At 72.0% G+C, this 25,695-nt stretch carries 21 protein-coding genes; 10 read left to right on the top strand and 11 right to left on the bottom strand.

Going from position 1 to position 25,695, the window contains the following annotated elements; genetic code table 11:
• The first annotated feature begins 45 nt into the window (after positions 1 to 45).
• Positions 46 to 1,062, top strand: a complete 1,017-nt coding sequence (locus tag Pen02_RS15500; protein WP_203866694.1) for an NAD(+)/NADH kinase — start codon at positions 46 to 48, stop codon at positions 1,060 to 1,062.
• 157 nt (positions 1,063 to 1,219) lie between these two features.
• Here the strand turns inward: Pen02_RS15500 and Pen02_RS15495 are convergent, their stop codons facing one another.
• Positions 1,220 to 2,581, bottom strand: a complete 1,362-nt coding sequence (locus Pen02_RS15495; RefSeq protein ID WP_203866693.1) for a coiled-coil domain-containing protein — start codon at positions 2,579 to 2,581, stop codon at positions 1,220 to 1,222.
• Positions 2,582 to 2,750: 169 nt separating this feature from the next.
• Entirely contained in the window at positions 2,751 to 4,643 is a 1,893-nt protein-coding gene (locus Pen02_RS15490; protein WP_203866692.1) for a CocE/NonD family hydrolase, read from the bottom strand.
• A gap of 201 nt (positions 4,644 to 4,844) precedes the next feature.
• On the opposite strand from Pen02_RS15490, the gene Pen02_RS15485 reads away from it, so the two are divergent.
• The gene (locus tag Pen02_RS15485) at positions 4,845 to 5,651 is read left to right on the top strand and encodes an N-formylglutamate amidohydrolase (RefSeq protein WP_203866691.1); all 807 of its coding nucleotides are present in this window, start codon (positions 4,845 to 4,847) and stop codon (positions 5,649 to 5,651) included.
• Positions 5,652 to 5,987: 336 nt separating this feature from the next.
• Here Pen02_RS15485 and Pen02_RS15480 read toward each other — a convergent pair whose 3' ends face one another.
• Entirely contained in the window at positions 5,988 to 7,553 is a 1,566-nt protein-coding gene (locus Pen02_RS15480) for an acyltransferase family protein (protein WP_203866690.1), read from the bottom strand.
• A gap of 238 nt (positions 7,554 to 7,791) precedes the next feature.
• On the opposite strand from Pen02_RS15480, the gene Pen02_RS15475 reads away from it, so the two are divergent.
• The 3 genes from Pen02_RS15475 (at position 7,792) to Pen02_RS15465 (ending at position 11,278) form a co-directional block, all read left to right on the top strand.
• The gene (locus Pen02_RS15475; RefSeq protein ID WP_203866689.1) at positions 7,792 to 8,835 is read left to right on the top strand and encodes a sodium:calcium antiporter; all 1,044 of its coding nucleotides are present in this window, start codon (positions 7,792 to 7,794) and stop codon (positions 8,833 to 8,835) included.
• Between the two features lie 116 nt (positions 8,836 to 8,951).
• Positions 8,952 to 10,280: a hemolysin family protein gene (locus Pen02_RS15470; protein WP_203866688.1), complete on the top strand. Its 1,329-nt coding sequence runs from the start codon at positions 8,952 to 8,954 to the stop codon at positions 10,278 to 10,280.
• Positions 10,281 to 10,468: 188 nt separating this feature from the next.
• The gene (locus tag Pen02_RS15465) at positions 10,469 to 11,278 is read left to right on the top strand and encodes an SAM-dependent methyltransferase (protein ID WP_239140739.1); all 810 of its coding nucleotides are present in this window, start codon (positions 10,469 to 10,471) and stop codon (positions 11,276 to 11,278) included.
• Positions 11,279 to 11,347: 69 nt separating this feature from the next.
• On the opposite strand, the gene Pen02_RS15460 is transcribed toward Pen02_RS15465, so the two are convergent.
• Positions 11,348 to 13,486, bottom strand: a complete 2,139-nt coding sequence (locus tag Pen02_RS15460; RefSeq protein WP_239140737.1) for a sulfatase — start codon at positions 13,484 to 13,486, stop codon at positions 11,348 to 11,350.
• A gap of 240 nt (positions 13,487 to 13,726) precedes the next feature.
• Here Pen02_RS15460 and Pen02_RS15455 point away from each other — a divergent pair, with 240 nt between their 5' ends.
• The 3 genes from Pen02_RS15455 (at position 13,727) to Pen02_RS15445 (ending at position 16,463) form a co-directional block, all read left to right on the top strand.
• Complete coding sequence (locus Pen02_RS15455) at positions 13,727 to 14,773, top strand: helix-turn-helix transcriptional regulator (protein ID WP_203866687.1); 1,047 nt, start codon at positions 13,727 to 13,729, stop codon at positions 14,771 to 14,773.
• Positions 14,770 to 15,288, top strand: a complete 519-nt coding sequence (locus Pen02_RS15450; RefSeq protein WP_203866686.1) for a hypothetical protein — start codon at positions 14,770 to 14,772, stop codon at positions 15,286 to 15,288. The genes Pen02_RS15455 and Pen02_RS15450 overlap by 4 nt, the downstream gene beginning before the upstream one ends.
• A gap of 212 nt (positions 15,289 to 15,500) precedes the next feature.
• Positions 15,501 to 16,463, top strand: coding sequence for a phosphatase PAP2 family protein (locus tag Pen02_RS15445; RefSeq protein WP_203866685.1), 963 nt, complete (start codon positions 15,501 to 15,503; stop codon positions 16,461 to 16,463).
• Here Pen02_RS15445 and Pen02_RS15440 read toward each other — a convergent pair.
• From Pen02_RS15440 to Pen02_RS15425, 4 genes are all read right to left on the bottom strand, one after another.
• A complete protein-coding gene (locus tag Pen02_RS15440) occupies positions 16,432 to 17,328 on the bottom strand; it encodes a Sco1979 family transcriptional regulator (RefSeq protein WP_203866684.1) in 897 nt (298 codons plus the stop codon). The two genes, Pen02_RS15445 and Pen02_RS15440, sit on opposite strands and share 32 nt — an antisense overlap.
• 117 nt (positions 17,329 to 17,445) lie before the next feature.
• Positions 17,446 to 18,411 (bottom strand): NAD(P)-dependent alcohol dehydrogenase, encoded by a 966-nt coding sequence (locus Pen02_RS15435; RefSeq protein ID WP_203866683.1) that lies wholly within the window; start codon positions 18,409 to 18,411, stop codon positions 17,446 to 17,448.
• 168 nt (positions 18,412 to 18,579) lie between these two features.
• Positions 18,580 to 19,545 carry a permease prefix domain 1-containing protein gene (locus Pen02_RS15430; RefSeq protein ID WP_203866682.1) on the bottom strand — a complete coding sequence of 322 codons (966 nt, stop codon included), beginning with the start codon at positions 19,543 to 19,545 and terminating at the stop codon, positions 18,580 to 18,582.
• Positions 19,542 to 19,877, bottom strand: a complete 336-nt coding sequence (locus Pen02_RS15425; RefSeq protein ID WP_203866681.1) for a PadR family transcriptional regulator — start codon at positions 19,875 to 19,877, stop codon at positions 19,542 to 19,544. Before Pen02_RS15425 ends, Pen02_RS15430 begins: the two co-directional genes overlap by 4 nt.
• A 202-nt stretch (positions 19,878 to 20,079) precedes the next feature.
• Between Pen02_RS15425 and Pen02_RS15420 the strand changes: the two genes are divergently transcribed.
• Complete coding sequence (locus tag Pen02_RS15420) at positions 20,080 to 20,433, top strand: MmcQ/YjbR family DNA-binding protein (protein WP_239140735.1); 354 nt, start codon at positions 20,080 to 20,082, stop codon at positions 20,431 to 20,433.
• 124 nt (positions 20,434 to 20,557) lie between these two features.
• Here Pen02_RS15420 and Pen02_RS15415 read toward each other — a convergent pair whose 3' ends face one another.
• Positions 20,558 to 21,967, bottom strand: a complete 1,410-nt coding sequence (locus tag Pen02_RS15415; RefSeq protein ID WP_203866680.1) for a glycoside hydrolase family 30 protein — start codon at positions 21,965 to 21,967, stop codon at positions 20,558 to 20,560.
• A gap of 318 nt (positions 21,968 to 22,285) precedes the next feature.
• Here Pen02_RS15415 and Pen02_RS15410 point away from each other — a divergent pair, with 318 nt between their 5' ends.
• Positions 22,286 to 23,632: a LacI family DNA-binding transcriptional regulator gene (locus Pen02_RS15410; RefSeq protein WP_203866679.1), complete on the top strand. Its 1,347-nt coding sequence runs from the start codon at positions 22,286 to 22,288 to the stop codon at positions 23,630 to 23,632.
• Positions 23,633 to 23,778: 146 nt separating this feature from the next.
• On the opposite strand, the gene prfH is transcribed toward Pen02_RS15410, so the two are convergent.
• Together prfH and Pen02_RS15400 are read right to left on the bottom strand one after the other, a co-directional pair.
• Positions 23,779 to 24,432 carry a peptide chain release factor H gene (gene prfH / locus Pen02_RS15405; RefSeq protein ID WP_203866678.1) on the bottom strand — a complete coding sequence of 218 codons (654 nt, stop codon included), beginning with the start codon at positions 24,430 to 24,432 and terminating at the stop codon, positions 23,779 to 23,781.
• A complete protein-coding gene (locus Pen02_RS15400; RefSeq protein WP_203866677.1) occupies positions 24,429 to 25,631 on the bottom strand; it encodes an RNA ligase RtcB family protein in 1,203 nt (400 codons plus the stop codon). The genes prfH and Pen02_RS15400 overlap by 4 nt, the downstream gene beginning before the upstream one ends.
• Between the last annotated feature and the right edge of the window lie 64 nt (positions 25,632 to 25,695).

The following is a 25,695-nucleotide window of genomic DNA, read 5'->3' as shown; positions in this document are numbered from 1 at the left end:
CCGAGGGTCGGCGGCTCGGGCGCCAGGCAGGAGAAACGGAAGAGCATGACTGGTCAGCGGATCGGCTTGGTGGTGCACGAGGGCCGGGCGGCGGCGGTGGAGGCGGCGGCGGCCGTCCGGCGCTGGGCGGGCGACCACTCGATCGGCGTCAGCGACATCGACGTGTGGGAGCCGGCCTGGGGGCACCGGCAACGCCGCAACGCGGGCGACGAGGCCGAGGCCGCCGGCCATCCGGCGCTGGTGGTGACGATCGGCGGGGACGGGACGTTCCTGCGCGGAGCCAGGATCGCCGCCAAGGACGGCGTACCGGTGCTCGGCGTCAACGTCGGCCGGGTCGGTTTCCTGACCGAGATCGAGCCGGCCGAGATCGACATGGCGCTGGACGCGTTCTTCTCCGGCCGGGTACAACTCGACGAGCGGCTGATGCTGACCCTCTGCGCCTCCCGACCGCTGGAGATCCCCGGTGGGATGGAGGCGCTGCTGCGGTACGGGCGCGGTCCACTGCTGCCGCCGCCACCGCCGCTGCCGCCCGCCGCCGAGCCGGTCGACCGTCCGGGCGTGGCGCTGGACGTCACCGCGCTGAACGACATCGTCTTCGAGAAGCTGGCCCGCGACCGGCAGGCCAGCCTCGGGGTGTACCTGGACGAGACGCTGTTCGCGTCCTACTCGGCCGACGCCCTGGTGGTGGCCAGCCCGACCGGCTCCACCGCCTACAACTTCGCGGCCGGCGGGCCGATCCTCTCCCCCCGGCTCGCCGCGCTCGTCTTCACCCCGGTCGCCCCGCACATGGTCTTCAACCGCAGCCTGGTGATGGCCGCCGAGGAGGCGGTGACGGTTCGGGTGCTGGAGCGGTCCGGCCAGGTGGCGCTCAGCGTGGACGGCCAGCTCCGGGGCGTACTCGACCCCGGGGACTGGGTGACGGTGCTGCCGGCGAGCGCACCGGCTCACCTGGTACGGCTGCGCCCGTCCCGGTTCTACTCACGGCTGCGTGAGCGGTTCTCCCTCGCCGACGCACCGGCGGCGGTCGCCGACAGCCGACGGCCCGACCAGGCCGACGGCTGACCTCCCGCCCGGCCGGAACGACGATCTCCCGGCCGGACGGGGATGCCAACCTCGCGGCCGGACGGAACGACGACCTGCCAGCCGGACGGGGACACGACCCTCCGGCCGGAGTGGGACAAAATCCCCCGACCGGCCGGGGACACGAGCTCGCGGTCGCCTAGTAGCGGGTCGGGTCGACGCCGTTCGGGGTGTAGACGGGCGGCGAGTGGTGGTGCTGCGGCTGCTGCGGGGGCTGGTGCGGCTCGAACATGTTCATCGGCGGCTCGGGGCGTTCGACCGGCTCGGGCTGCACCGGGTGCTCGATCGCCTCGGTCACCTCGGTCACCTCGGTTACCTCGACCGCCTCGACCGGAGGCTCGATCGGCCCCTCCACCGGGCCACGGTTGGTCTCCGACCGGACCGCCACCATCTGGTACTCGCCCGTCTCGCCGGTGATCGCCGCCGCCGCCATCACCGCGGCAGCGGCCCGGTCGGCCAGCCGCTTCGCCTCGCGCTGCGTCCGGGCCCGCACCTCGGCCGCCTGCCGCTCGGCCGTCTCCGCCGACCGGCGGGCCTCGTCCAGCCGGTTGAGTTCGGCCGTCAGGTCCTGCCGGACCTCACCGAGCCGCTGCTGCAACTGGGCGAACTCGTGCTCCGCGGTGACACCCTCCTGGCGGGACTGCGCCAACCGCTGCTGTGCGGTCTCCTGCGCCGTCTGCAACTTGGTGAGCGACTGCTGCCGGGTCTCGATCTCCTCCTGGAGCGCGGCGAGCTGCTGCTGGTGGGCGGTCGCCTGCTCGTCCGCGCGTCGACGCAGCTCGGTGGCGTACTGCTGGGCCTCCGAGCGGAGGTTCGCGTTCTCCTCCTCGGCCTGCTTCTGCTGGCGGGACAGCTCCGACTCGGTGCTGCTGCGCAGCTCGGTCAGCTCCCGCTCCACGTTGGCCTGCCACTGGGTCAGCTCCTGCTGGGTACGCGACCGGGCCGCCTCGATCTCCTGCTGGATCTGGGTCCGGGCGGCGTCCAGCATCGACTCCGCCTGGGCCTGGGCCCGCTCGACCTGCTGGGCGCTCCGCTCACTGATCCGTTGCGCCTCCTGCTCGGCGCGCTCCCGGCTGGCGTCGCCCTCGGCCACCAGCTTCTCGGCCTGCTCGCGGGCGTCCGCGAGGGCCCGCTCCGCCTCGCTCTGGTGCTCGTTGGCCCGCTGCGCGGCGGCGTCGACGATCACCCCGGCCTGCTTCTCGGCCAGGGCCATGATCTGGTCCACCATCGGCCCCAGGTCACGGAAGGACGCCCGGTCCACCTGCGGCGGGCGCTCCCGCAACTCGGTCAACTCGGACTGCACCTGCTGGAGATGGACGGTCAGCCCCTGGATGTGGCTGAACGCCTGCTCGCGCTCGGACACCAGCTTCGAGAGCTCGTTGGCCGTCTGTGCGACGTACTGCTCGACCTGCCGTTTGTCGTAACCACGCAGGGTGGTTTCGAAGCTTGGTCGCGAAGTCTTGTCCTCGTGCAGGTCGAACAGCTCCTGGCCTTGGGACATGCGCCATCCTCCATACGCTCGCGAGCCTGCCGGCGTCCGGGGTACCCGCCGTTGGGGTAGGGCTCAACCGGCGGATCATACACCTGTGGACGGCGATGGGCCGCCCCCGGCCGGTGGGCGGTACGGCAGCACTCCGCCGGCCGTCCGGGACGGCCGGCGGAGTGGCCGGTCAGAGCCCGGCGGCGTGCGCGGCGGGCGTGCCGCCGATGACGGGCAGCACGATGTGGCTGGTCTTCAGCGCCACGTCGATGCTGGCCCGGTTCGGGTCGGCCTGGCTGGAGTACTGCGGGTAGCTGCCGACGATGACGACGCCGATCCGGTGACCCGGCTGGAAGACGTAGTCCTCCGGCAGCAGCGGGAACTCGAAGTTGTAGAGCTTGTCCGGGACCAGCGGGGTGGCCGTGCGGATCGACTGGCGGTTCTGCGCGTCCAGGATGCCCTTGGTGACCAGTTCGAGGTCGGCGGTGGCCACCCGCTTCTGGGTCTGCTTGTAGCAACCGTCGTCGGTCGGGCTGGTCTCACCCCAGCAGTCCTGGGTCTCCAGGGTGATGATGCCCTCCCCGGACGTCCGGTGTGCCACCCGTTCGGCGGTACCGTAGTCGACCAGGATCGCCCCGAAGTTCGTGTCGGTCTTGTCCGCGCCGGCCCGCAGCTTCACCACCGGCGTACCCGAGATGTGCAGCGGGGCGCGCAGCGGCTCCGACAGGTACGCCAGCCGGCTCGGCTGGACGGTGTCCGGGTTGTTGACCATCGCGTCCTGGCGCTGTGCCGGGTCGTCCGCGAAGGTCTGGGTGACCTGCTTCTGCTGCGGTACCAGCTTGAGACCGCCCGCTCCGCCGGTACCCGGCTGGAGGAAGATCTCGGTCTCCCGCATCCCCGGGATCGGCCAGTCGGCGTGCGTCTCCCACACGTCGGCCGAGCGTTCCAGGTCGACCCGGGGCTCGGTCATGATGCCGTTCGGCACCTGGTGCAGCCAGTAGTCGAACCACCGGTGCAGGGTGTCCACCCAGACCGTCCGGCGCGAGTCGAACGGATCGACGTGCCCCTCCTGGGAGAGCCACAGCTTGCGCGGCACGTTGTGCGCGGCCAGCTCGTACCAGAACTTGCTGAAGTGGTCCGCCCGGACGTTGTCGTCGTTCAGGCCGTGGTAGAGCAGCACACTGGACTTGATCTTGTTGACCTTCCGGACGTAGCTGCGCTCGGTCCAGAAGGGCGTGTAGTCGCCGTGCTCGTCGCCGTCGGCGGCGGCCATCGCGTCCCGGACCGGCTTGCAGTACTCCCTGCGGTCCGGATTGGTCACCGTGTTGGCCAGCGACGCCACGTAGCTGTTGCCCCGGGTGATCACCCCGTTGCTGCGGACGTAGTCGTAGTACTCCGTCGGGCCGCTGATCGGCACGATGGTGGTCAACCCCTTGACGCCGGTCACCGCCGTCGCCATGGCCAGCGAGCCGTCGTACGACTTGCCGATCATCCCGGTACGACCGTTGTGCCAGTCGGCCCGGACGACCTGCCCGGCCGCGTTGCGCGCGGTGGCCCGGCCGTTCAGCCAGTCGATCGCCTGCTTGGCACTGAGGTTGTCCGGCGCGGCGTTGGTGGTCGGGCAACCGGTGGAGTTGTTGGTGCCGACCATGTCCAGCAGGATCACCGCGTAGCCGCGCGGCACGAAGTAGTTGTCGTAGAAGAGCGGCCACTTGTCGAGCAGGCCGTCGCCGTCCAGGTCCACCTTGCACTCGGACTCGTTGCCCCGGCAGAGCGTCGAGTAGTACGGGCTGGCGTCCATGATGACCGGCACCTTGAGCCCGTCGGCGGTCGCCTTGGGCCGCATCACGTCGAACGCGATGATGTCGCGTAGACCGTCGGAGTCACTGTCGAAGGTGGACTCGACGAACAGCCGTTCCCGGATGGCGTCGGCGTAGCCGAACACCGGTTGGGTCACGCCGTCGGAGACCACGATCGACGGCGCCGGGCGGGCGAACGCCGGTGGCGTGACGCCCAGTACGGTCACCGCCGTCAGCGGCAGCACCGCGAGTCCGACTCGCCAGATCCTACTGATCCGCCCCATACACACTCCTCGTTCGCTGGTCAGAGGCGTGGGTAGGCTACGGGCGGATTCCACGATCGAACAACGTACATTTGTCGGAACCTGCGCCGTCCGGGTTCGACGGCACGCGGAACGGCATCCCCGACCGTCGCCGGGTTGGCGTCCGGCGGCAGGCGGGTGGACGGGGCGGCGGTCGTGGTGCGGCACAGTGGAGCGGAACCGGTGGCGGGTTTTCGGGTCGTACCGGGCGCGGTCGACAGTGCGGTCCTGCTGCACGTTCCGCACGCCGGCTGGCTGGACCCGCCGGCCGTACGCCGGGACCTGCTGCTCGACGACGCCGACCTGGCGGCCGAACTGGCCCTGATGACCGACGCGCACACCGACCTGCTGGCGACCGAGGCCGCCACGGCAGCCGGGCGTGTCCCGTGGACGTTCGTGAACCTGCTCTCCCGGCTGGTCGTCGACCCCGAGCGCTTTCCCGACGCCCGGGAGGTGATGCGGGCGGTCGGAATGGCCGCGGTCTACACCCGGACCAGCGGCGGCCGACGGCTGCGCGCCGACGACCCGGTGGTTGAGGAGGAGCTGCTCAGGCGCTGGTACCGGCCCTATGCCGAGGCGGTCGGCGATCTCGTGGACGCCCGGTTGGCCGCCCGGGGCCGGGTGACCATCCTCGACGTGCACTCCTATCCGAGCCGGCGGCTGCCGTACGAGATCGGCGGTGCCGACCGGCCGGCGGTCTGCCTCGGCACCGATCCGGCGCACACCCCGGACTGGCTGTTGGCGGCCGGGCGGGCGGCCTTCGCCGGCTGCGGCGGCACGGCGGTCGACACACCGTTCGCGGGCTGCTACGTCCCGTTGCGGCACTACGGCCGGGACCGCCGGGTCACCGCCCTGATGGTGGAGATCCGCCGGGACGGCTACCTGGTGGAACCGGGCGGACCGCCGACCGCCGGGCTGGCCGGCCTGGCCGGGTCACTGGCCCGGCTCGTCGACGCGGTGGACGCCGCATCCGAAGCATCCACGGGCTGACCGGGCCGACGCCCCCGACCGCCCCAACGCTCCCGACCCGGCCAACGCCCCTGGCGCGTCGGGCGTCGTCGGGGAGGCCGCTCCGCCGGCCTTCGCCCGTGCCTCGCGCACCATTTCCGGGTACGTCCCGCCCGGCGGCCAACGCCGCTGGCCCGGCCGACGCCCCGTGTCCGGCTGCCGCAGTTCCGCCGAACCGGATGACGCCGGGGTGCACCGGCACCGGGAACGGCCGCCCGACAGATCGACGCCGAGCGGGCCGGGAGGAGCCGGCTCCCGGCGACTCGCCTACCGCGACCCGTGCCGCAGTTCCGGGACGGGCCGGCTCCCGGGACTCGCCTACCGCGCCCCGTCGGTCACCGTGTCGGCCTCCGGCCGTTCCCCGGCCGCCCGCACCGCACGGTGGGTCGGCCCGGCCGTGAGTGCCGGCGTGCGGCGCCGAAGGTAGCGGGCCAGCAGTGCGCCGGCGGGTCGCGCGGGTCGCCGATGTCGGGCCGGTGGCCGTGATCCCGGCCGCGATCCCCGGTCGGTCCGCTCCCCCGCCACCCGTCCCACGCCGGCCGGTGCGGCGCCGATCTGTGCTGCCCCGGCCTCTGCGGCGACGGCCTGTGCCGCACCGTGCTGTACCGGGGCGGCCTGCACGGCGGCGACCTGCACGGCGGCGGTCCGGGCACCGGTGTCCGGCACCGGTCGTGGCTGCGGGGCCGGCGGCTCGGGCCGGTCGCCGACGCCGTGCCGCCGCCGGTACGTCGCACCCGGGCCGCGCCGCTTCCACCGGCTGGCGGGACCCTCCACCAGATGCCAGGACGGTATCGCGAAGAGCAGCGCGCCGAGCAGGCTGAGCAGGATGTAGCCGGCCAGGCCGAACCGCTGCGCGCCGAGCAGGGCGAGCACCTGCTGCACCGGGAAACCGTAGATGTAGACGCCGTACGTGTAGTCCCGCCCCTGCCCGAGCCAGGCCAGCCGGCGCGGCAGCGCGACCGCCAGATAGAGCACCAGATACCCGTACGCCGGCAGGCCGAGCGCGAAGAACCCGCCCCGCCACAGCGTCGCCACGACCAGGGTGGCGGCCACGGCGGCCATCGCGCCGTGCAGCGGAATCCGGTGCGCGTAGAGCCGGGCGACCGCGCCGAGCAGGAAGAGGAAGCCGAGTTGCAGCATCCAGTCGGCGGCGAACGACCCGATCAACGGGATCGGGCCTACCGCGCCGTGTGCCGGTGGCCGGGCGGTCCAGGTCGGGGCGGCGAGCACGTCCCGGAGCAGGAGCAGGTAGCAGCCGACGGCCAGCAGCAGCACCGCCCGGGGCGTACGGCGCAGTAGCCCGGTCCCGAGCAGGACGGCGATCACGGCGTAGAAGGCCAGGTCGTAGCGGAGGGTCCAGAGCGAGCCGGCGAAGGCGCTCGGACCGCCGACCACCTGCCCGAACGGCGTCTCCGCGAGCAGCCCGGAGATGGGGAACTGCTCCATCGAGGCCAGCCAGTTGGTGGTCAGGTAGTCGAACGGTCCCTCGGGATGGCTCCAGAACCCGTCGAGGCTGCCGCGTTCGTAGAGCGCGACCAGCGGGGCCAGCCCGAAGGCCGTCACCAGCAGGCAGACCCAGAGCCCGGGAAAGATCCGGAGGAACCGGGCCCAGAGGTACTGCCGCAGCGACGACCGGAGCCCGCTCTCGGTGATCAGGAAGCCGGCGATGAAGAAGAAGCCGTACACCGACAGCGTGCTGAGGTCGCTCTGCCCGGAGGAGAACGCGTGGCCGGGGCTCGGCAGCCCGAAGCCGAGCGGCCAACTGTGTGCCACGATGACTCCACCGGCCAGCAGCAGCCGGAGTACGCCGAAGGCGTTCTGCCGGGCCGAGTACCGCTCGGCGAGCGTCGGTAACCGACGCGGATGGGTCCGTACTCCGTACACAGCCGCTCCCGTACCGGATGGCTGGTCGGATGCGCGGCCCCGGCTGCGGCGCCCAGAGTTGGGCGGCCTGCCCCGAGCCATCCACTCCAAGCCGGGCACCACAGCCATTGTCACGCCGGATATAGTCCAGTTCGTCACTTTTCGTCAAATATCACCCCTGACGCCCGGAATCGGGGGGCGGAATCCGGCGGCGGTCAACGGTAGGCTTCGAAGCCGGCAACTCGGGAATAACCGCCCGATGCTGGGCTTTCTACCCGCCACGCCCTGGCCGATCGCGGTGAGCATCGGCGTCTTCGCCGTCGCCGGCCTGATCACGATCCTCGGCAGCATCCGGCTCGTCGCCCTGGGCGACGCCCTGGCGGACCGGACCGGCTGGGGCGAGGCCGTCTTCGGCGTGGTCTTCTTCGGCGTCGCGACCGGGCTCTCCGGGATCGTGATGACCGCCGTCACCGCGGCCGGCGGGCATCCGCAGCTCGGCTACAGCAACGCCGTCGGCGGCATCGCCGCGCAGACCACCGCCGTCGCGGTCGCCGACGCCTTCTACCGGCGGGTCAATCTCGAACACGCCGCCGCCTCCCCGTCGAACCTGCTCTTCGGCTGCCTGCTGATCACCCTGCTGGCGCTGGCCCTGCTGGGCAGTTACAGCCCCAACGTCACCGTCCTCGGCATCCATCCGGTCTCGGTCGCGATCGTCGCCCTTTACCTGGGCGGGCTCCGGCTGATCCGGACCGCCGGCACCAGACCGATGTGGCAGGCCGTCGGAACGACCGAGACCCGCCCGGACGTACCACAGGACCACGGTGCGCTGGAGAACCACAGCCTGCGCACGCTCTGGGGGCGGTTCGTCCTGGTCGGCGCGTTCGTCGCGGCCAGCGGCTGGGCGGTGTCGCTGGCCGCCGAGAGCGTCGTCGAGACCACCGGGCTGACCGCCGGGTTCACCGGTGGGGTACTGCTCGGCATCGTGAACGGCCTGCCGGAGACCGTCACCGCGATCGCCGCCGTCCGGCGGGGCGCCGTCACCCTCGCCGTCGCCGCCGTCCTCGGCGGGAACATCCTCGACGTGATCACCCTGGTGGTCGGCGACATCGCGTACCGCCAGGGGTCGATCTACCACGCCGCCGGCAGCGAGGACCTGTTCATCACCACCAGCGGGCTGTTCATGACCGCGATCCTGCTCGGCGGGCTGCTCGTCCGGCAGACCTGCGGCTGGGGACGGCTGGGTTTCGAGGGCATACTGCTGCTGGCCACGTACCTCGGGATGACCATCGTGCTCGCCACCTGAGCCGTACGCCGACGGCGCCCGGGCCGCTCCCGTCGTCGGACGAGCCGTCCGGGCCGGTGACCCGCTAGGTTTGGTGCCCACACCACACCCAGCAGGACGAGGAGGCCGGACGTTCGGTGGACGGTTACGGGCTACAGGTGGCACTGGTGCTGTTCCTGGTGCTGGTCAACGCGGCGTTCTCCGGCAGCGAGATGGCGCTGGTGTCACTGCGGGAGAGCCAACTGCAACGACTGGAACGCCAGTCGCGCGGCGGTCGGGTGCTGGCGAGGCTGGCCCGCGACCCGAACCGGTTCCTGGCCACCATCCAGATCTTCATCACGCTGGCGAACTTCCTCGCCTCGGCCGCGGCGGCGGTCTCCCTGGCCGCACCCCTGGTACCCGCGCTCGGCTTCCTCGGCTCGGCCGCCGAACCCGCCTCGGTGATCCTGGTGACGATCGTGCTGACCTTCGTCAGCCTGGTCCTCGGTGAACTGGCGCCGAAGCGGATCGCGATGCAGCGGGCCGAGGGCTGGTCGCTGGTGGTGGCCCGACCGCTCGACGTGCTCGCCGCGCTCTCCCGGCCGGCGGTCTGGCTGCTCAGCAAGTCGACGAACGTGGTCGTCCGGCTCACCGGCGCCGACCCGGACGGCGGCCCGGAGGAGGTCAGCGCCGAGGAACTGCGCGAGATGGTGACCGCCCAGCGCGGGCTCTCCGCCGAGCACCGCACCATCATCAGCGGCGCGTTCGAGATCGCCGACCGGATCCTGCGGGAGATCCTGGTACCGCGTGGACAGGTCGTCACCCTGCACGCCGAACTGCCCACCGGGCAGGCCCGGCGGCTGCTCGCCGAGTCCGGTCACAGCCGCGCCCCGGTCGTCACCCGGGGCGGTCTCGACGACGTGGTCGGCGTCGTCCACCTGCGGGACCTGCTCGACGACGCCGGCACGGTCGCCGAGCACACCGCCCCGGCGCTGTTCCTGCCCGAGACCCTCGGCGTCACGGACGCCCTGCGCCAGATGCGGCAGCAGCGCCAGCAGTTCGCCGTCGTGGTCGACGAGCGGGGCGCCAACGACGGCATCGTGACGATGGAGGACCTGATCGAGGAGATCGTCGGGGAGATCTACGACGAGACGGACCGGGACGTCCAGGCCGTGGTCCGGCAGCCCGACGGGACCCTCCTGGTGGCCGGCACGTTCCCGATCCACGACCTGCCCGACATCGGACTCGACCTCGACGAGCCCGACGACGGCGACTACACCACCGTCGCCGGCCTGGTCCTGGCCCGCCTCGGCCACATCCCGACGGCTCCTGGTGAAACCGTCGAACTGCCGGCCTTCACCGCCCAGGTCGCCGAGATCGACCGGCACGCCATCACCAAGGTACGGCTCCGGCCCCGGCCGGCCGGGGCGACCGAGGGCGAGGCGGAGGTGGGTGCGGCCGGCGCGGCCACCGCCGAGCGCCGGTGAGCGGAGGCGGCCGGCCGACACGGTGACCGTCCGTCGTCGCACCACTCCCGGCTGTCGACCGGACGCCCGCGCGCGCGTCGGATGCGGCCGGTGACACCACATTGGACGGCACAGGTACGTGCGTCAGGGAGATCGACGCTCTACCGTGGAGCGGTCGTGTCTGCCGCGAAGACCCTGAGGAAGGCCACGTGACGAAGGAAGCACTGCCGCCACAACGTTCATGGCCCGACGGGCTCGACACCGGCGTGCCGCACTCGGCCAGGATCTGGAACTACTGGATGGGCGGCAAGGACAACTTCGCCGCGGACCGGGATGCCGGAGACGCCTACCTGCGGCAGTTCCCGGGGATCGTCCCGCTGGCCAAGCAGTCCCGGCGGTTCCTGATCCGAGCCGTGCACCACCTGGCGGCCGAGGCCGGCATCCGCAACTTCCTCGACATCGGCACCGGCCTGCCCACCCTCGACAACACCCACCAGGTCGCCCAGCGTGCCGCGCCGGACTCCCGGATCGTCTACGTGGACAACGACCCGCTGGTGCTGGCGCACGCCCGCGCCCTGCTCAGCAACACCACGCCGGAGGGTGTCACCGACTACGTCGACGCGGACTTCCACGACCCCGACCGGATCGTCGCCGACGCCAAGAACATCCTCAACTTCAACCAGCCGATCGCGGTCATGTTCATGGGCGTGCTCGGCCACGTCGCCGACCACGACGAGGCGGAGTCCATCGTGGCCCGGGTGATGGCCGCCGTCCCCAGCGGCAGCTACCTGATCCTCTGGGACAGCACCAACACCACCGAGGGCTTCGACGAGGCCCAGCAGGGCTACGACGACACCGGCGCCGTCCCGTACGTGCTGCGCAGCCCGAAGCAGATCGAACGCTGCTTCGCGGGCCTGGACCTGCTGGAGCCGGGCGTGGTCTCCATCTCGCAGTGGCGACCGGAGGACGTCGACGCGGAGCCGGTCGACGGTTACGGCGGCGTCGCGCGCAAGCCCTGACCGCAAGCCGCTACCTGCCGGTTCTGGAGCCGGCAGGTAGCGGCTGGTCGAGCCGGCGGGGTCGGGCGGTCAGTCTCCGCCCGTTGCGGCCGTTCGGGCGGTACCGGTGCGCGGCCCGAACGCGGTCAGGAAGCGGTCACGGAAGGCGTCCATCCGCCAGACCGGCGCCTGCGGGCCGGGCTTCAGTCCAGCCTGCCAGCCCCACCGGGAGATCCGATCCAGCACCGCCGGGTCGTGGGCCACGACGGTGATCGGCACGTCCCGACTGGCACCGGTACCGGTGACGATCGGCGAGGGCTGGTGGTCACCGAGGAAGACCATCACGGTGTCGTCGTCGCCGTACTTCTCCAGGTAGCCGATCACGCTGTTCAGCGAGTACTCGATGGAGCGGCGGTACTCGGCCCGTACCTTCCGCTGGTCGCCCCAGAGCACGCTCTTCGGCTCGCCCTCGCCGGCCATCGGCGCGAAGACCGACCCGTCACCGAGGTCGTCCCAGTCGACGAGCCGGGGAAGAGGCGTCCAGGGCGCGTGACTCGACACCAGGGTGATCCCCGCCATCAGCGGAGGGCGGTCCGGCGTCCCGTGCTCGTACCGTTCGAAGGCGGCCAGGGCGTACTGGTCGGGCATGGTGGCCCAACTGAACTTCGGGCCGTGGTAACCGAGCTGCCGGGAGTCGTAGATCTTCTCGTAGTCGTACAGCTCCCCCTCGGGCCAGGCCCGGGTGACGCCCGGCATGATGCCGACGGTGCGCCAGTTCGCCCGGCGGAAGGCGCCGGTCAGGGTCAGCCGGTCGCTCGTGACGATGTTGCGGTAGCGCTGCTGGTTGTCGATCCAGAGCCCGGACAGGAACGTCGAGTGGGCCAGCCAACTGCCGCTGCCGGCGGTCGGCGAGGTCAGGAAGGCACTGCGCGCGGCGAAGCCGGCGGCGGCCAGCCGCTGGGTTCCGGCGTCGAGCACCGTACCGACCTGTGGCGCGAACGCCGGGTCCTCGACCGCGTCGCGCCCGTAGCTCTCGACGAAGACCAGCAGGACGTCCTTGCCGCGCAGGCCGGTGAGAAGCTGGTCACCGGGTACGTCACGGAAGGCGTCGACCCCGGCCTGCCGGGTGAACTCCTGCTGGCTGCGCAGGCCGTCGTGGATCTGGTGCGCGCGCCCGTGCGCCAGGCCGGCCGTGTTCCTGGCCGCCACCGGTACGCCGGGCACGATCTGTACGCCCAGCACGGCACAGGCCAGCCACCCGGCCCCGACCACCACGGCGGTACGCCCGGCGGCGACGTCGTGCCGGGCCACGAGGCGGGTCAGGCGCAGTACCGCCGACGTCATCAGCACGAGTACCGCGACGACGAGCAGCACCGCCACGATCGCGGCGCCGACCGCGCCGACCCGGCCGAACGAGTCGGTGAGGAACGAGATGGCGTCGTCGACCAGGATCCAGTCGAGTACCGGGTCGAACTGCCGGGCGAGTACCGCGTAGAAACCCATGTCCACGAGCTTCAGCAGGCCCAGCAGCCCGAGAGTGATCCCACCGAGTACGGCGGCCACCTGCCGCGCCCTCGGCCGCAACGCGAGGACGAGGCCGAGGCCGAGAAGTGCTTCCACCGGTATCCGCGCGAGCGTGCCGAGGGTGAACTGGTCCGGCTTGTTCGGCGCGGTGAGGGCGACCAGGACGAGCAGGGCCGCCAGTACCGTCGTCACCTGCGTGCGGATCCGCCTGGCGGGCGAGCGGCGTTCACCTGCGACCGCTTCTCCGCTCCCACCGTCACCGGACGCCTCCGCACGCCCGTCGGCACCGGGCGCTCCCCCGCTCCGCTCCCCACCGGCAGCCAGCGACGGATCGGCGGCCGGCGACTCAGCAGCAAGCGGCGGATCGGCGGCCGGCGACGGGTCAGCGGCCGGGGTCGGGTCGGCCGCCGGACGCGCATCGCCGTCCGGCGTGACGCCGCTGTCGGCATCAGGGGCGGCCTTGCCGGCCTGCGTGACGCCGCTGTCCGGGTCGGCACCGCCGGGCGCGCCGGTCGGGTCGTGGGTGCTGGAAGCGTCGTCCAGGCGCACGGTGGCCTGCTCGGCGGAGTCGTCGCCGTCGCCGTCGCCGTCGCCGGGCGGATCGTCGAGCGGGCGGTCTTCGCGGTCTCCGTCCGGCGGCGGGTCGTCCTTCGCGGTTGCCCGTTCCTGAGGTGGTTGCTGACGGAAGCGCGTGAAGAGTGACAACCCGAAGATCCTCTCCCGGAGGCCGTGGTGACATGGCGGGCCAGGCTCGGAACGGCGTGGCCGTACGTGATCTGAAACGGGATTTCGGCGCCGACAGTTCAATCCCCGTGCCGGCACGCCTCGGCCGGGTCGTTGCGGAATCACGCAACGAATCAACTCGATGATCTTGTCGGCCCGAGACATCGGTGCGGTCCTGTGTTTGTATCGCGGCAGACCGTTCCCGGGGGGAGGGAGTTGTCGATGGCGGGCAGGGGCACGGGGGTGCTGACCGTCGGACAGGCGGTGCCGCTGCTGGTTCGCTGGGGCGTCTCCGCAGACGCCGACCTGGTCTACCGCTGCCTGGTCAGCTTCGGTGACCGGAGCGCGGGAGCCGCCGCGGCGAGCCTCGGTCTCGCCGTACGGCGGGTCCGGGTCGCGCTCGACGAGTTGAAGGACGCCGGTCTGGCCGGCCGGACCGGTCAACCGTCGGGCGTGGGCGCGGACGCGGTGCGCTGGCAGGCGGTGCCGGTGGACGTGGCGGTGACGGCCCTGCAACAGCGGGCACTGCGCCGGGTCGGACCGGTACCCGATACCGGTCCCGGCCTGGTGCGGACGGGCGCGGACCGGCCGTTCGCGGCTCGCCGCCTGCCGGACCGCGAGGCCACCCGCCGCCGCATCGCCGAACTGGTCGCGGTGGAGCGGGCCGAACACCTGTCGATGAACCCGGAGGAGGTCTTCAGCACCGACGCCCTGGCGATCGCCGCACCCATGGACATCGCCCTGCTCAAGCGCCGGATCCGGCTGCGTTCGCTGGGTCGCGCGCCGGCCGACGGTGACCGGTCGTCGAGGCACGCGACCGAGTTCGCCCGGCTCGGCGGAGAGTACCGCGAGGCACCCCGGCTGCCGCACAAGCTGATGATCTTCGACCGCCGGGTCACGCTGCTCGCCGTCGACCCGCTCGGCCTGCACCAGGGTACGTGGGAGATCGTCGAGCCCACAGCGGTCGAGTCGTTCGTCTCGCTCTTCGTCCGGCACTGGACGGAGGCGACAGACCCACGCCGGAACGGAGTACCCGAGGTCGTGCTCACGCCACGAGAGAAAGCGGTCGTCGCGCTGCTTGCCGAGGGCCACACCGACACCAGCGTCGCGCAGGCGCTCGGCATGTCGACCCGTTCGGTTACGTACGCACTGCGGTCGCTGATGGACCGGCTCGGTGTGGACAACCGCTTCCAGCTCGGCCTCGCGCTCGGCGCGATGCAGGTGGCGAGCCCACCGAAGAAGGAAATCATCGAGGGAGAACCTGAATGAGACGCCTCGGCGCGGCACTCGCCGCCGTTGTGATCACCCTGCTCACCGCCGGCCCCGCGCTGGCGGCCGAACCGGTGTGGGAGCGGATCCCGTGTTCGTCGGGCAACCTGGACACCGCACTGCTGGACCGCACCAAGGAGGGCGGCGACTTCCTCACCCTGGCCGGTCAGCTCGACTGCGCCGAGCCGAAGGGCGTCGCCAGCTTCGGGTACGCCATCTACCAGTCTGCCTTCGCGCACGGCCTGGTGTACGAGTCCCACCTGCGGCCGTACGCAACCGTCGGTGCCTCCCCGTTCGCCGACCGTAAGCAGGTCCCGGCCGGGCCCGTCGACTTCGGGATCTGCGTGGTCACCGACTACCTGGTGCGGATCCAGTGCGTCCGGGTGGTGTGGGACCTGTTGGACGCCGCTCTCGACGTACGCTGGCTGTCCACGACCGATCCGTTGGTGGACCGGACGGTCCGGCTCGTCTCGTCGGACTGGGGACCCCGCCCGGTCTGCGGAACCTGCTGGTGACGGTCGGCCACGGTCGAACGAGATTCGGTCGTCGGTGCTGTTCCGGACACGCCGCCGAACTCGACGGTGACGAACACCCCGCCGCCCGGTCGGTGCCGTCGGTGCCGTCGCTGACTGCGACTGCGACTGCGACTGCGACTGCGACTGCGACTGCGACAGAACCATGACAGGATCCGCATAGGTTCCGCATCCGGACGCTGGATCCTTGCCTGGTGCATCCGCTGTCGCCGTACCCGAATCCGTCCGTGACGCCGCTGCGGCACCCGGGGCGGTCCGCCGCTCGGGCGCCGGCCGCTCGACTGCGCCGCGCCGCGCTCGGGTACCTGCTGGCGTTCGTGGTGACCGCCGTCGGGTTCGTCGGCACCGCCCCGGGACAGCGCCTCGACGGCCGGCTGCTGCCCCGGGCCGAGCGGGGCGGCGGTTACGAGCAGCCGACCGACCTGGTCGGGCCGGCGAAGGCGGTACTGGCCTGGTTCGGCAACCCGACCGTGCTGGGCCTGCTGCTCGTCGTGGTGCTGCTGCTGGGCGTGCTGTTCCGGCGGGTGTGGGCCGGGGTGGCCGGTGTCGCCCTGGTCGGGGTCGCGGTGGTCCTCGCGAGCGTCGCCAAGCAGGTGATCCTGCGGCCCGAACTCGGGGTAGCGACGTCGACGACGCACAACAGCTTCCCCAGCGGCCACGTGTCCGTGGCCATGGCATTGCTGCTCGCGGTCGTACTCGTACTCCCCGCACCGGCCCGCTGGTGGATCGCCGTGCCGGGCACGGCCGGGGTCTGCACCGTCGCCGCGGCCACGATGATCGCGGGCTGGCACCGGTTCAGCGACGTCGTCGGCGGTGTACTGCTCGCGGCGGTGCTGTTCTGCCTGGCCGCCGCCGTGCTGGCCCGGCCGCGCCGGGACACCGTTGACCGGGTCGGTCCGACCGGCACGGCGATGCGGCTGCTCGACGGGACACCGCTGCTCGGGCTGCTCGGCGGGGTACCCCGGCTTGGGTTGCTGGGCGACCGGCCGCCGCTCAGCCCGGACGCCGCGCCGGACGGCGTCGGTGGGCTGTTCGTGGCGGTCGCGGCCGGCAGTGGAGTCGTCGTCGTGGTCGTCGCCACCGTCCTGGTCCTGCTGCGGGCGGTGGACTTCGTGGACGTTCCGGTTATCCGGGCACCTCGCCGAGGTCGCGGATGATCCTGTCCAGGATCTGGTAGGTGTCCTTGATCGGCGCGGCCTCGACGAACAGCCGGTTCACCGCCTCGAAGTAGCAGTCGACGTCCTCGCGCTTGTCGAGGTAGAGCGCACTGGTCAACTGTTCGATGTAGACCAGGTCGGCCAGGTCGGGCTGGGGAAAGCGCAGGATGGTGAAGGCGCCGCCGGCCGCCGCGTGCCCACCGGCGGCGAGCGGGATCACCTGCAACCTCACGTTCGGCATCTTGGTGACGATGGCGAGCAGCGCCTCGAGCTGGTCGCGCATCACCTGCGGGCCGCCGACCGGGCGCCGCAGCGCGGCCTCGTCCACCACCGCCCACAACTTCGGCGGATCCGGACGGCTGAGCACCTGTTGGCGCTCCAGCCGCAGCCGTACCCGGCGCGCGACCTCGTCCTCCTTCGCGCTGCCGTGGCCGAGGCGTACCACCGCCCGGGCGTAGTCCTCGGTCTGCAACAGTCCGGGGACGAACTGGACCTCGTAGGTCCGGATCAGCGTCGCGGTCGCCTCCAGGCCCAGATAGCGCTGGAACCAGTTCGGCGTGACGTCGCTGTACGGGTGCCACCAGCCCGACGTGTTGGCCTCCCGGACCCGGGTCAGCAGCACCGCCCGTTCCTGCTCGTCGTCTACGCCGTAGAGCGACAGCAGGTCCAGTACGTCGCGCTCCTTGAAACCGACCCGTCCCAGTTCCATCCGGCTGATCTTCGATTCCGAGGCGCGGATCGGCTCGCCCGCCTCGGCCCTGGTCAGTCCTCGTTCCTCGCGCAGTCGTCGTAGCTGGGCACCCACGAGTATCCGTACGGCCGTGGGACCGTCGCCGGGTCCGTCGTGCTGTGCTGATCCGCTCACCACACACCTCCGGGTTCTTCCCCGCCGCCAAGCATGCCATCGGGCTCGGGCCGGAGCTACCGATCGGTCACGGATTGCGGGTGTCCGGGCGCCTCTGTCACCCTGCGGTGCCGCAGACTACACCGTCAGTACGATCTTGCCCCGGGCGTGCACGGTCTCGACGAGGTGCAACGCCTCGGCGGCCTCGCCGAGCGGGTACGTCCGTTCGATCACCGGCGTGATCCTCCCCGCCGCGACGAGTCCGGCCACCTCGTCGAGGTCGGCGACCCTGGTCGTCGCGGCCAGTACCCGCAGCCGCTGGCGTACGAACGGCGTTGTGGCGGTGACGGCTACGAGCCGGGGCAACGGGCCGAGCAGTGGGCCGCCGGTGCCGGTCGAGCAGACGTAGACACCGGTCGGGGTGAGCAGCCGGCGGACGGCGGCCAGCCGCTGGCTGCCGGCGAAGTCGATGACGGCGTCGAAGCGGGCCGGAACCCCGGCGACGTCCTCGCGGGTGTAGTCGACCACGTGGTCGGCGCCGAGCGAGCGGGCCAGCTCCACGTTGCGGGTACTGCAGACGGCGGTCACCATCGCACCACGCACCTTCGCCAGTTGCACCGTGAACGTACCCACCCCGCCGGAGGCTCCGTTGACGAGCAGGGACCGGCCGGGGCGCAGGTCGGCCCGGCGTACCGCCTGGAGGGCGGTGGTCGCCGCGACGGGCAGGGTGGCCGCCTGTTCGTGGGTCACCCCGTCGGGGCGGCGGGCCAGCCGGTCCTCGGGCACCGCCGCGTACTCGGCGAAGCCTCGCTGGTTCACCTCGCCGAAGACGGCGTCGCCGACCGCGAACCGGGTTACCCCGGGCCCGACCGCCTCGACGGTCCCGGCAACGGCCCGGCCCAGTACGGTCCGGTTCGGCCGGCGCAGTCCGGTCGCCAGTCGGGCCGCCCGGGGCAGGCCGTGCAACCAGACCCGGTCACCGTGGTTGACCGACGCGGCGCGAACCCGGACGAGCACCTCGTGCTCACCGGCGGTCGGCATGTCGACGTCGCCGTAGCGGAGGACGCCGGGCGGACCGTACTCGTCGTGGATGATCGCCTTCATGGGTGTCTCCCTTTCGTCCGAGGGCTTCCAGGGCGGGGTGTTCAGGAACGGTCGGTCGGTGGCACGGGTTGCTGGTGGCACGGGTTGCTGGTGGCACGGCTGTCCGGTGGCACGACTGGCGGTGGTGAACGGACGGGCGTGGCACGGGACGGCGGTGGCGCGGGGTGGTCAGCGGCGACGGGCCTGGCCGGCGGCCTCACCGATGCTGTGCAGGATCGTGAGGACCGCGAGGACGACGAGGCCGGTGCCGATCCACCTGGGCACCTCGGGCGACCAGCCGGCCGCCTCGACGAACGCGGGGTTGAGCATCCGGTCGGTGGTGGCCAGCCAGATCAGCATCGCCGGGGCCGCCAGGTTGACCAGGGTCCCGATGATGCCCAGGGCGAGGTTCCACCGCAGGTAGTACTTCGCGTACGAGAAGCCGAGGCTGAGCGCGGCGACGGCGACGAAGACGTAGACGACGCCGGTGTCCCACAGCCAGGGCGAGAGGACTCCGACGGGTCGGCCGTCGGCGTCCCGCTCGATGCTCAACACCGGCGACAGCAGGATGAGGCTGGAGAACAGGACCAGCGCGGCGGTCTCGCTGACCAGCTCGGCGTACCGGATGCGGCGGCTGGGCGGCTCGGGCAGTGCGGCCGGGTCCCACCGGCCCGGTCGCCAGCCGCCGGGATGACGCCGGGACGGGACGCGCTCGACGATCGCGAAGGCGAGTGTGGTCCAGAAGGCGATGTGCACCGCGACGGTGATCGCCGTGCCGAGGGCGGTGCCGAGCACACCGGTGACGGTGTCGCCCTGGACCGTCCGGAGCAGGGCGACGCCGACGGTGGCCGCCGGCACGACGGTGGCGAGCAGGGTACGCAGCAGCCGCGTGTAGTCCACGAACAGGGCGGGCCCGATCAGGTACGGCGGACGGTCGGCGTAGCCGGCGGCCAGCCGGTCCGGGTCACCGAGTTCGGTGAGTACGGCGGTCTCCGCCTCGGTCGGGTCGGCCCCGGATTCCAGCCGCTCGTCGATCGCGTCGGCGATCGAGGCGCGCAGTTCCCGCTCGATGTCGGTACGCTGCCGCGCCGGCAGCCGGCGGAGGGTCGCCGCCACGTAACGGTCGGTCAGGGTGCTGGTAGCGGTCGTAGTCATGGCTCATCTCTCAGGGTGCGGAAGGCGGCGTTGAGCGTTTCCCAGTCCTGGTGCAGCAGGTCGGCGACCTCGAAGCCCTCCGCGCTGGTGCGGTAGAACTTGCGCGGCCTGGACTCGTCGGTGTTCCAGTCGCTGGTCAGCAGCCCCTGCTTCTCCAGGCGGCGCAGCAGCGGATAGAGGGTGTTGGCGTCGACGGCGAACCCCCGCCGTTGCAGCAGTTCGAGCAGCGCGTAGCCGTAGTTCGGCTTCTTGAGGATCAGCAGGCAGGCCAGCACGACACTGCCCCGTCGCAACTCCTGGAGATGGGTCGAGAGAAGCTCGTCGTCCGGCATGAGTTACACGATACCGTGTGCCACACAGCATTGTAAGAGGACGCGGCGTCGTGTGCGCGACAGCATCATCTCTACGGCCGACGCCAGGCCGTACCGGCACCGGGACGACAAGCCCCGCCGAAAGGGAAAGAGACGAGCCCGCCGGTACGGCGGAACGAGCCTGCCGGGCACCTCGGACGTGCCGGTACGCCAGAATGACGCCGTGACCGTTTCGAGTAGCCGATTCCTGCGGATGGTGGACGACCTCGCGGAGGTCGAGCACGCCCAGGCGCGGGACTACACGTCGTTCAGCGTGCGCGGCAGGCGGTTCGGCTACCACTGGCCCCGGACCCGGACGGTCGGCCTGAAGCAGACCCTCTCGGAGCAGACCGCGCTGGTCGCCGAGCGGCCGGACGTCTTCGAGGTGCAGTTCATCTCCGGCGGATTCGGCTGGGTGGTCGTACACCTGGCCGGGATCGACGCCGACGAACTCGCCGAGCTGCTCTACGAGGCCTGGTGCCTCTCCGCGCCCGAACAACTCGTCGACGAACACCCGCTGGTCCGCCCCGCGAGGTAACGCGGCCGGTCCGCCGTCAAGGTGACCGACAAGGGGCAGCCGGTCCCGGGTACCGGCTCCGCCACGCCGGGTGCCCCTGCCGGCGGCCGGAGGTCCGACCGGGCAGGGGCGACGACGCCGGAGGTCAGCCCCGGCCGGGGCGCTTGCCGACCAGCGTGGTCAGCGACCGGGGCGCCAACTCGACCGTGGTGTGCCGGCCCCGCTTCCCCAGCACGCCCGGGGACCGCTCCAGGTTGTGGGTGGAGTCGGTGAGGTAGGCGGTCGGCCGTGACAGGTTGACGTCGGTGCTGACGGTCGCGGTCGTGGTGTTGATGATCTGCACGACCTCGGTGCCGTCCGCGTTGCGGTAGGCCGACACCAGCACGCCGTCGGGCGCGCCGTCGACACCGATCCGCACCGCACGGGGGCGGACGAACCTGCTGTACGCGGCGAAGGCGTACAGCCGCGACGACACCCGGAAGGTGTCGTTGGCGTCGTCGACCTGCACCAGCGCCGCCGTACCGCCCCGGGACGAGCCGAGCCAGAAGAGGAAGGCACTGCTGTCGGCCAGCGCGAGCGTGTCGTGGATCCGCTGGGCGATCGCGATGCCGTCGGTGCCCTTGCCACTGTCCCACGCCTCGTTCCAGCCGTCGGCGACGCTGGACGGAGCCCACTCGGTCATCCAGGTGGTCTCGCCGGTCGGCAGCGGGCGGTTCGACGGGCTCGCGTAGCCGTGCCCGGTGAAGAGGTCGACATGCCGACGGGCCGCCGGATCCGCCTCGATCGCCTGCACGTAGGCGTCCGACTGCTGCCACCCGAAGGAGTCGCAGCAGGCCACCTTGACCCCGGCCGCCTCGGCGATCGGGCCGAGTACCTTCACGAACTCGGCGGCCTGCGCCGGGGTGAACCGCATCGAGGCGTACGAGGCGGTCCAGTCGGGCTCGTTGGTGAAGCCCAGGGCGTCGAGCCTGATGCCCTCGCGCTTGTAGAACGTGGCGTACTGGACCAGGTAGCGCGCGTACGCCTCGCGCCAGTCGCCGCTGGCACAGGTGACGCCCTGAAGACCGCAGAGGGCACCGCCGTTGCTGTCGCTGCCGTTGTCCTTCATGTAGCCCGGCGCACTCCAGGCGTCGGCGTAGAACTGGTCGATGCCACGCTTACGGGCTTCCTTGACGTACCACACCTGGGCGCCGTCCCAGCCGTCCCAGGTGTAGTTCGGGGTGGCGTCCGGCCCGCCGGGGTCGGTCGGCTGGATGGAGAGCATCGAGTCGTACTGGTTGGTCGCCGAGGATCCGATGCCGAGCCGCAGGATGCTCGGCGCCGCACCCTTGTGCCGGTCGAGCAGCAGTTCGAGGGCAGCTTCCCGGTTGGCCTCGGAGAGGTTGTGCACCAGCGACGACCGCTGGAAGGCGATGGAGTAGCCGAAGCCGTCGATGACCTGGTGCCGCTCGGCACGGTCGACTCTGATCGCGGCTCCGGGGGCTGCCTGGGCCGGCGTACCGGTCAGCACGGTCACCGCCACGACAGCGGTCACCAGGAAGGGGGATCGAAGCACGACACTCTCCTTGGAATGGTTTCGGTCGTGTGGGCTGCCCGTCCACCCGGTCAGGTCCGGCTCAGAAACATTTAGCAGTATGATTCGAACTGGTTCGACTGGCAACCCCGCGAAGCCAAACCTCCAGGCGTCCCGCCCACCGCCCACGCTCCGGCCACGGCAGACGATCGTCCGGCGCCACTGCGGACAATGCCCAGGACATCTCGCCGCGCTCGCCTTTCACCGCGAAACAGCCCATCGGCGTACGCCACTGGTCGTGGAGCGATTCGTGGAGCCAGTTTCGATCGGGCATGGGGTGAGGTCTGTTAGGGTCGCTCCATGTCGGACCCCTCCGCCCGGCGCCGCCCCCGGGGCGAGATCGAGACCCTGCCCAGCGGTTCGCTGCGGGTCCGGGTCTACGCCGGCATCGACCCGGCCACCGGGAAACGGCGCCACCTCGTGCAGACCGTTCCGGCCGGTCCGACGGCCGCGCGGGAGGCCGAGGCGGTCCGCGCCCGACTGCTCGGCGAGGTCGGCGAGCGCCGGGGCCGGCAGCCGCGCCGGACCGACGACCGGCGCGCGGACCGGCGGGCGGTTCCCGACGTCGCCGATGCCGGCCGGGCGGTCACGACCACGCCGCCGGTCGGCGGCACGGCCGGACGGCAGCGCGGGCGCCGGCACGGCGAGTTGACCGTGGCGTCGATCGCGGCGCTGGCCGGAGTGTCGGCGGCCACGGTGTCGAAGGTGCTCAACGGTCGTCGGGACGTGGCACCGGCCACCCGGTCCCGGGTGGAGATTGTGCTCCGGGAGCACGACTACCGCCGCCCGGAGAGCGTCGTCCGGGCCGCCGGCATCGAGGTGCTCTTCTACGGTATGCAGAGCCACCTCGCGGTCCAGGTCCTGCACGGCGTCGAGGAGGTGGCCGGTACGCACAAGCTGGCCGTCTCCTTCGCCGACGTGGTGCACCAGGCGTCGACCGGGCGGCCGTGGGCCCAGGACCTGCTGGCCCGGCGCCCGACCGGCGTGATCGCCGTACACCTGGGTTTCACTCCGCAACAGCACGGGACGCTGACCGCGAGTGGCATCCCGCTGGTCGCCCTCGACCCGACCGGCGAGCCGGAACATCCCGTCCCGTCGGTGGGGGCGACCAACTGGAGCGGTGGGATCGCCGCCACCCGGCATCTGCTCGACCTCGGACACCGGCGGATCGCCGTGATCACCGGACCGACCGAACGACTCTCCGCCCGCGCCCGGTTGGAGGGCGCGCGGGCCGCGACCGACGCCGCCGGCACTCCCCTGGACGAACGGCTGGTACGCATCGGACAGTGGTTCGCCTTCGAGGACGGGCTCAACCACGGCCGCGAACTGCTGCGGCTACCCGAGCCGCCCACCGCGATCCTCTGCGGCAACGACCTACAGGCGCTCGGCGTCTACGAGGCGGCCCGCCAGGCGGGGCTACGCATCCCGGACGACCTCAGCGTGGTCGGCTTCGACGACATCTCCTACACCCGGTGGTGCGGCCCGGCCATGACCACGGTGCGGCAGCCGCTCGCCGAGATGGGCGCCGCCGCCGCCCGGCTGGTCCTGGCGGTGGCCGCCGGCGAGACGCCGGCCCAGACCCGCCTCGAACTGGCCACCACCCTCATCGTCCGGGACAGCACGGCGCCGCCACTCCGGCGGCACTGACCGGCCCGGCGGGCACAGCACGGCGGGCACAGCACGGCGGCCACAGCACGACGGCCACAGCACGGCGGGCACGGCACCGCGCGGCGAGACGGCACGGCACTGCAGCACAGCGCGGCGAGTCCGGGACGGCGGCACCGCGCGGCGTGCTAAGCGCGCGGGCCCGCGCCGGGTGGGCCATCCGGCCGTTCTGTCCGGACCGGGTCACCGCGGACGAGTTCGTCGTGGATGCGCCAGCGGGCGGTGACGACGGCGCGGCCGGCGACGCTGTCGGTGTCCGCGAGGCGTTGCCGGAGCAGTTCCACGGCGAGTCGCCGGTTCTGGCTGAACTGCCGCTCGGTGTCGACCACGACGACGGTCCCGGAGGGCCGGTGCGTCGCCCGTACGGCGGTGCTGGCCTTGTTCCGGTGCTGCCCGCCGGGGCCGCCGGTGCGGCACGCGACGAAGTCGACGTCGCTCTCGACGAAGGACGAGCGCGGGGCGTCGACCTGGCACGGCTGGGCGGTGACGTACCAGTTCTTCCGGCCGGAGCCGGTCCGGTAGGGGCTGGCCGCCTGCCAGCAGAGAGTGCCGGTCCAGGAGGAGAGGAACTCCTCCGCACCGGTCCCGTGCACCCGTACCAGCACCGACCGGTAGGTGCCGGGCCGGGCACCGGCGACGGTCTGCACCCGGTACGTCGACAGGCGACGCCGGCCGGCGTCGGCCTCCAGCCGGCGCAGCAGCTCGGCCACCGCCCAGGAACACTCCTGTGGACCGCGTCCGGCGGAGAGCAGCAGGTGGCCCTGCTCGGGCGGCGTGGTCACGACCGGCCCCGGCTGCGGCGGTTCTGCTCGCGGTCCCGTCGGCCGGCCGGTCGGGCGGTGCCGTCGGGCCGGTCGAGGGTCTTGTAGGTGACCAGCGGAATTGTGCTGGCGGCCGGGGTGGCCAGGCCGTGCTCGACCAGGTCGGCAATCACCTGCTCGATCCGCTTGTACGCCGTCGGCGCCTCCTCGACCAGCAGTTGCCGGTCGCCGCAGACGACCAGCGAGCCGAGCGGGGTACGCCGGAGTTCCTCGACGGTGTGCTTGGCCCGGCCCCGGCGCAGCGCGTCGGCGCGGGACATCTTGCGGCCCGCACCGTGCGCCACCGAGCGGTTGGCCTCCGGCCCGGCGTGCGCGGCCACCAGGTAGGAGTACGTCCCCCGGGTGCCGGCGACCAGGACGTCGCGGCCGTCGCCCGGAGCGGCGCCCTTGCGGTGCAGGTAGACCCCGTCGCGGAACTCGACCAGGTTGTGGCACATGTCGACGATCGGCTCGGTGGGTCGGGCGCCCAGCGCGGACAGCACCCGGGCGGCGATGAGCCGACGGTTGAGCGAACCCCAGCGTACGGCGGCGTCGTGGCTGGCCAGGTAGCCGGTCGGGTCCTCGGCCGGACCGGCGCCGTGCCGCTCGGTGTGTGCCCGCAGGATGCGCTCGCCCAGGCCGCGCGAACCGCTGTGCACGATCAGGACGAGGTCGTCGGCGGCGAGCCCGAGCCGGGCCGTGTGCCCCGAATCGAGCACGGTGTGGATCCGGGCGAGTTCCACGAAGTGGTTGCCCCGACCCACGGTGCCCAGCCCTTCCAGGTGACCGGCCGGGATGTCGCCGTCCACGACGGACCAGGCCGGGTCGTCGGCGTCCCGGTCCGGGTCCAGAGCCCGGTCCAGGTCCGGGAACCGGCGGGCGACCTGCTCGGGTACGACGCGTTTGCGGTCCACCGGGAAGACCGCGATGCCGCAGCCGATGTCGGAGCCGACCAGGAACGGGTACAGCACGGTCGAGGCCATCGCGGCGCCGATCGGGGCACCCTTTCCGGGATGCAGGTCCGGCATGCCGGCGACGTGGATCATCCCGTCGAGGGCGGCCACCTGGTGGCACTGGGCGACGGCGTCGGACTCGATCCAACTGCGTTCGGAGGCGAACACGCTGACGGTGGCGGACCCGGCGCGCGGAGCGGACTCCGGCCGGGACTTCTGCTGGGACAAGGACGCTCTTTTCTGCGGGGAAGAACTACGGGCGGACGGCGTCACGGCCGCGGAGGCGGCGTGG

Origin of the sequence: Plantactinospora endophytica, from assembly GCF_016862915.1 — a bacterium.
Classification (GTDB): domain Bacteria; phylum Actinomycetota; class Actinomycetes; order Mycobacteriales; family Micromonosporaceae; genus Plantactinospora; species Plantactinospora endophytica.
Note: the sequence above shows the minus strand (reverse complement) of the source record. Positions and strands in the feature narration are given on the sequence as shown.

Excerpts from the sequence above, each read along its gene's own strand:
- Pen02_RS15500 (WP_203866694.1), top strand. The coding sequence starts at position 46 with ATGACTGGTCAGCGGATCGGCTTGGTGGTGCACGAGGGCCGGGCGGCG.
- Pen02_RS15495 (WP_203866693.1), bottom strand. The coding sequence starts at position 2,581 with ATGTCCCAAGGCCAGGAGCTGTTCGACCTGCACGAGGACAAGACTTCG.
- Pen02_RS15490 (WP_203866692.1), bottom strand. The coding sequence starts at position 4,643 with ATGGGGCGGATCAGTAGGATCTGGCGAGTCGGACTCGCGGTGCTGCCG.
- Pen02_RS15475 (WP_203866689.1), top strand. The coding sequence starts at position 7,792 with ATGCTGGGCTTTCTACCCGCCACGCCCTGGCCGATCGCGGTGAGCATC.
- Pen02_RS15455 (WP_203866687.1), top strand. The coding sequence starts at position 13,727 with ATGGCGGGCAGGGGCACGGGGGTGCTGACCGTCGGACAGGCGGTGCCG.
- Pen02_RS15450 (WP_203866686.1), top strand. The coding sequence starts at position 14,770 with ATGAGACGCCTCGGCGCGGCACTCGCCGCCGTTGTGATCACCCTGCTC.
- Pen02_RS15435 (WP_203866683.1), bottom strand. The coding sequence starts at position 18,411 with ATGAAGGCGATCATCCACGACGAGTACGGTCCGCCCGGCGTCCTCCGC.
- Pen02_RS15430 (WP_203866682.1), bottom strand. The coding sequence starts at position 19,545 with ATGACTACGACCGCTACCAGCACCCTGACCGACCGTTACGTGGCGGCG.
- Pen02_RS15425 (WP_203866681.1), bottom strand. The coding sequence starts at position 19,877 with ATGCCGGACGACGAGCTTCTCTCGACCCATCTCCAGGAGTTGCGACGG.
- Pen02_RS15410 (WP_203866679.1), top strand. The coding sequence starts at position 22,286 with ATGTCGGACCCCTCCGCCCGGCGCCGCCCCCGGGGCGAGATCGAGACC.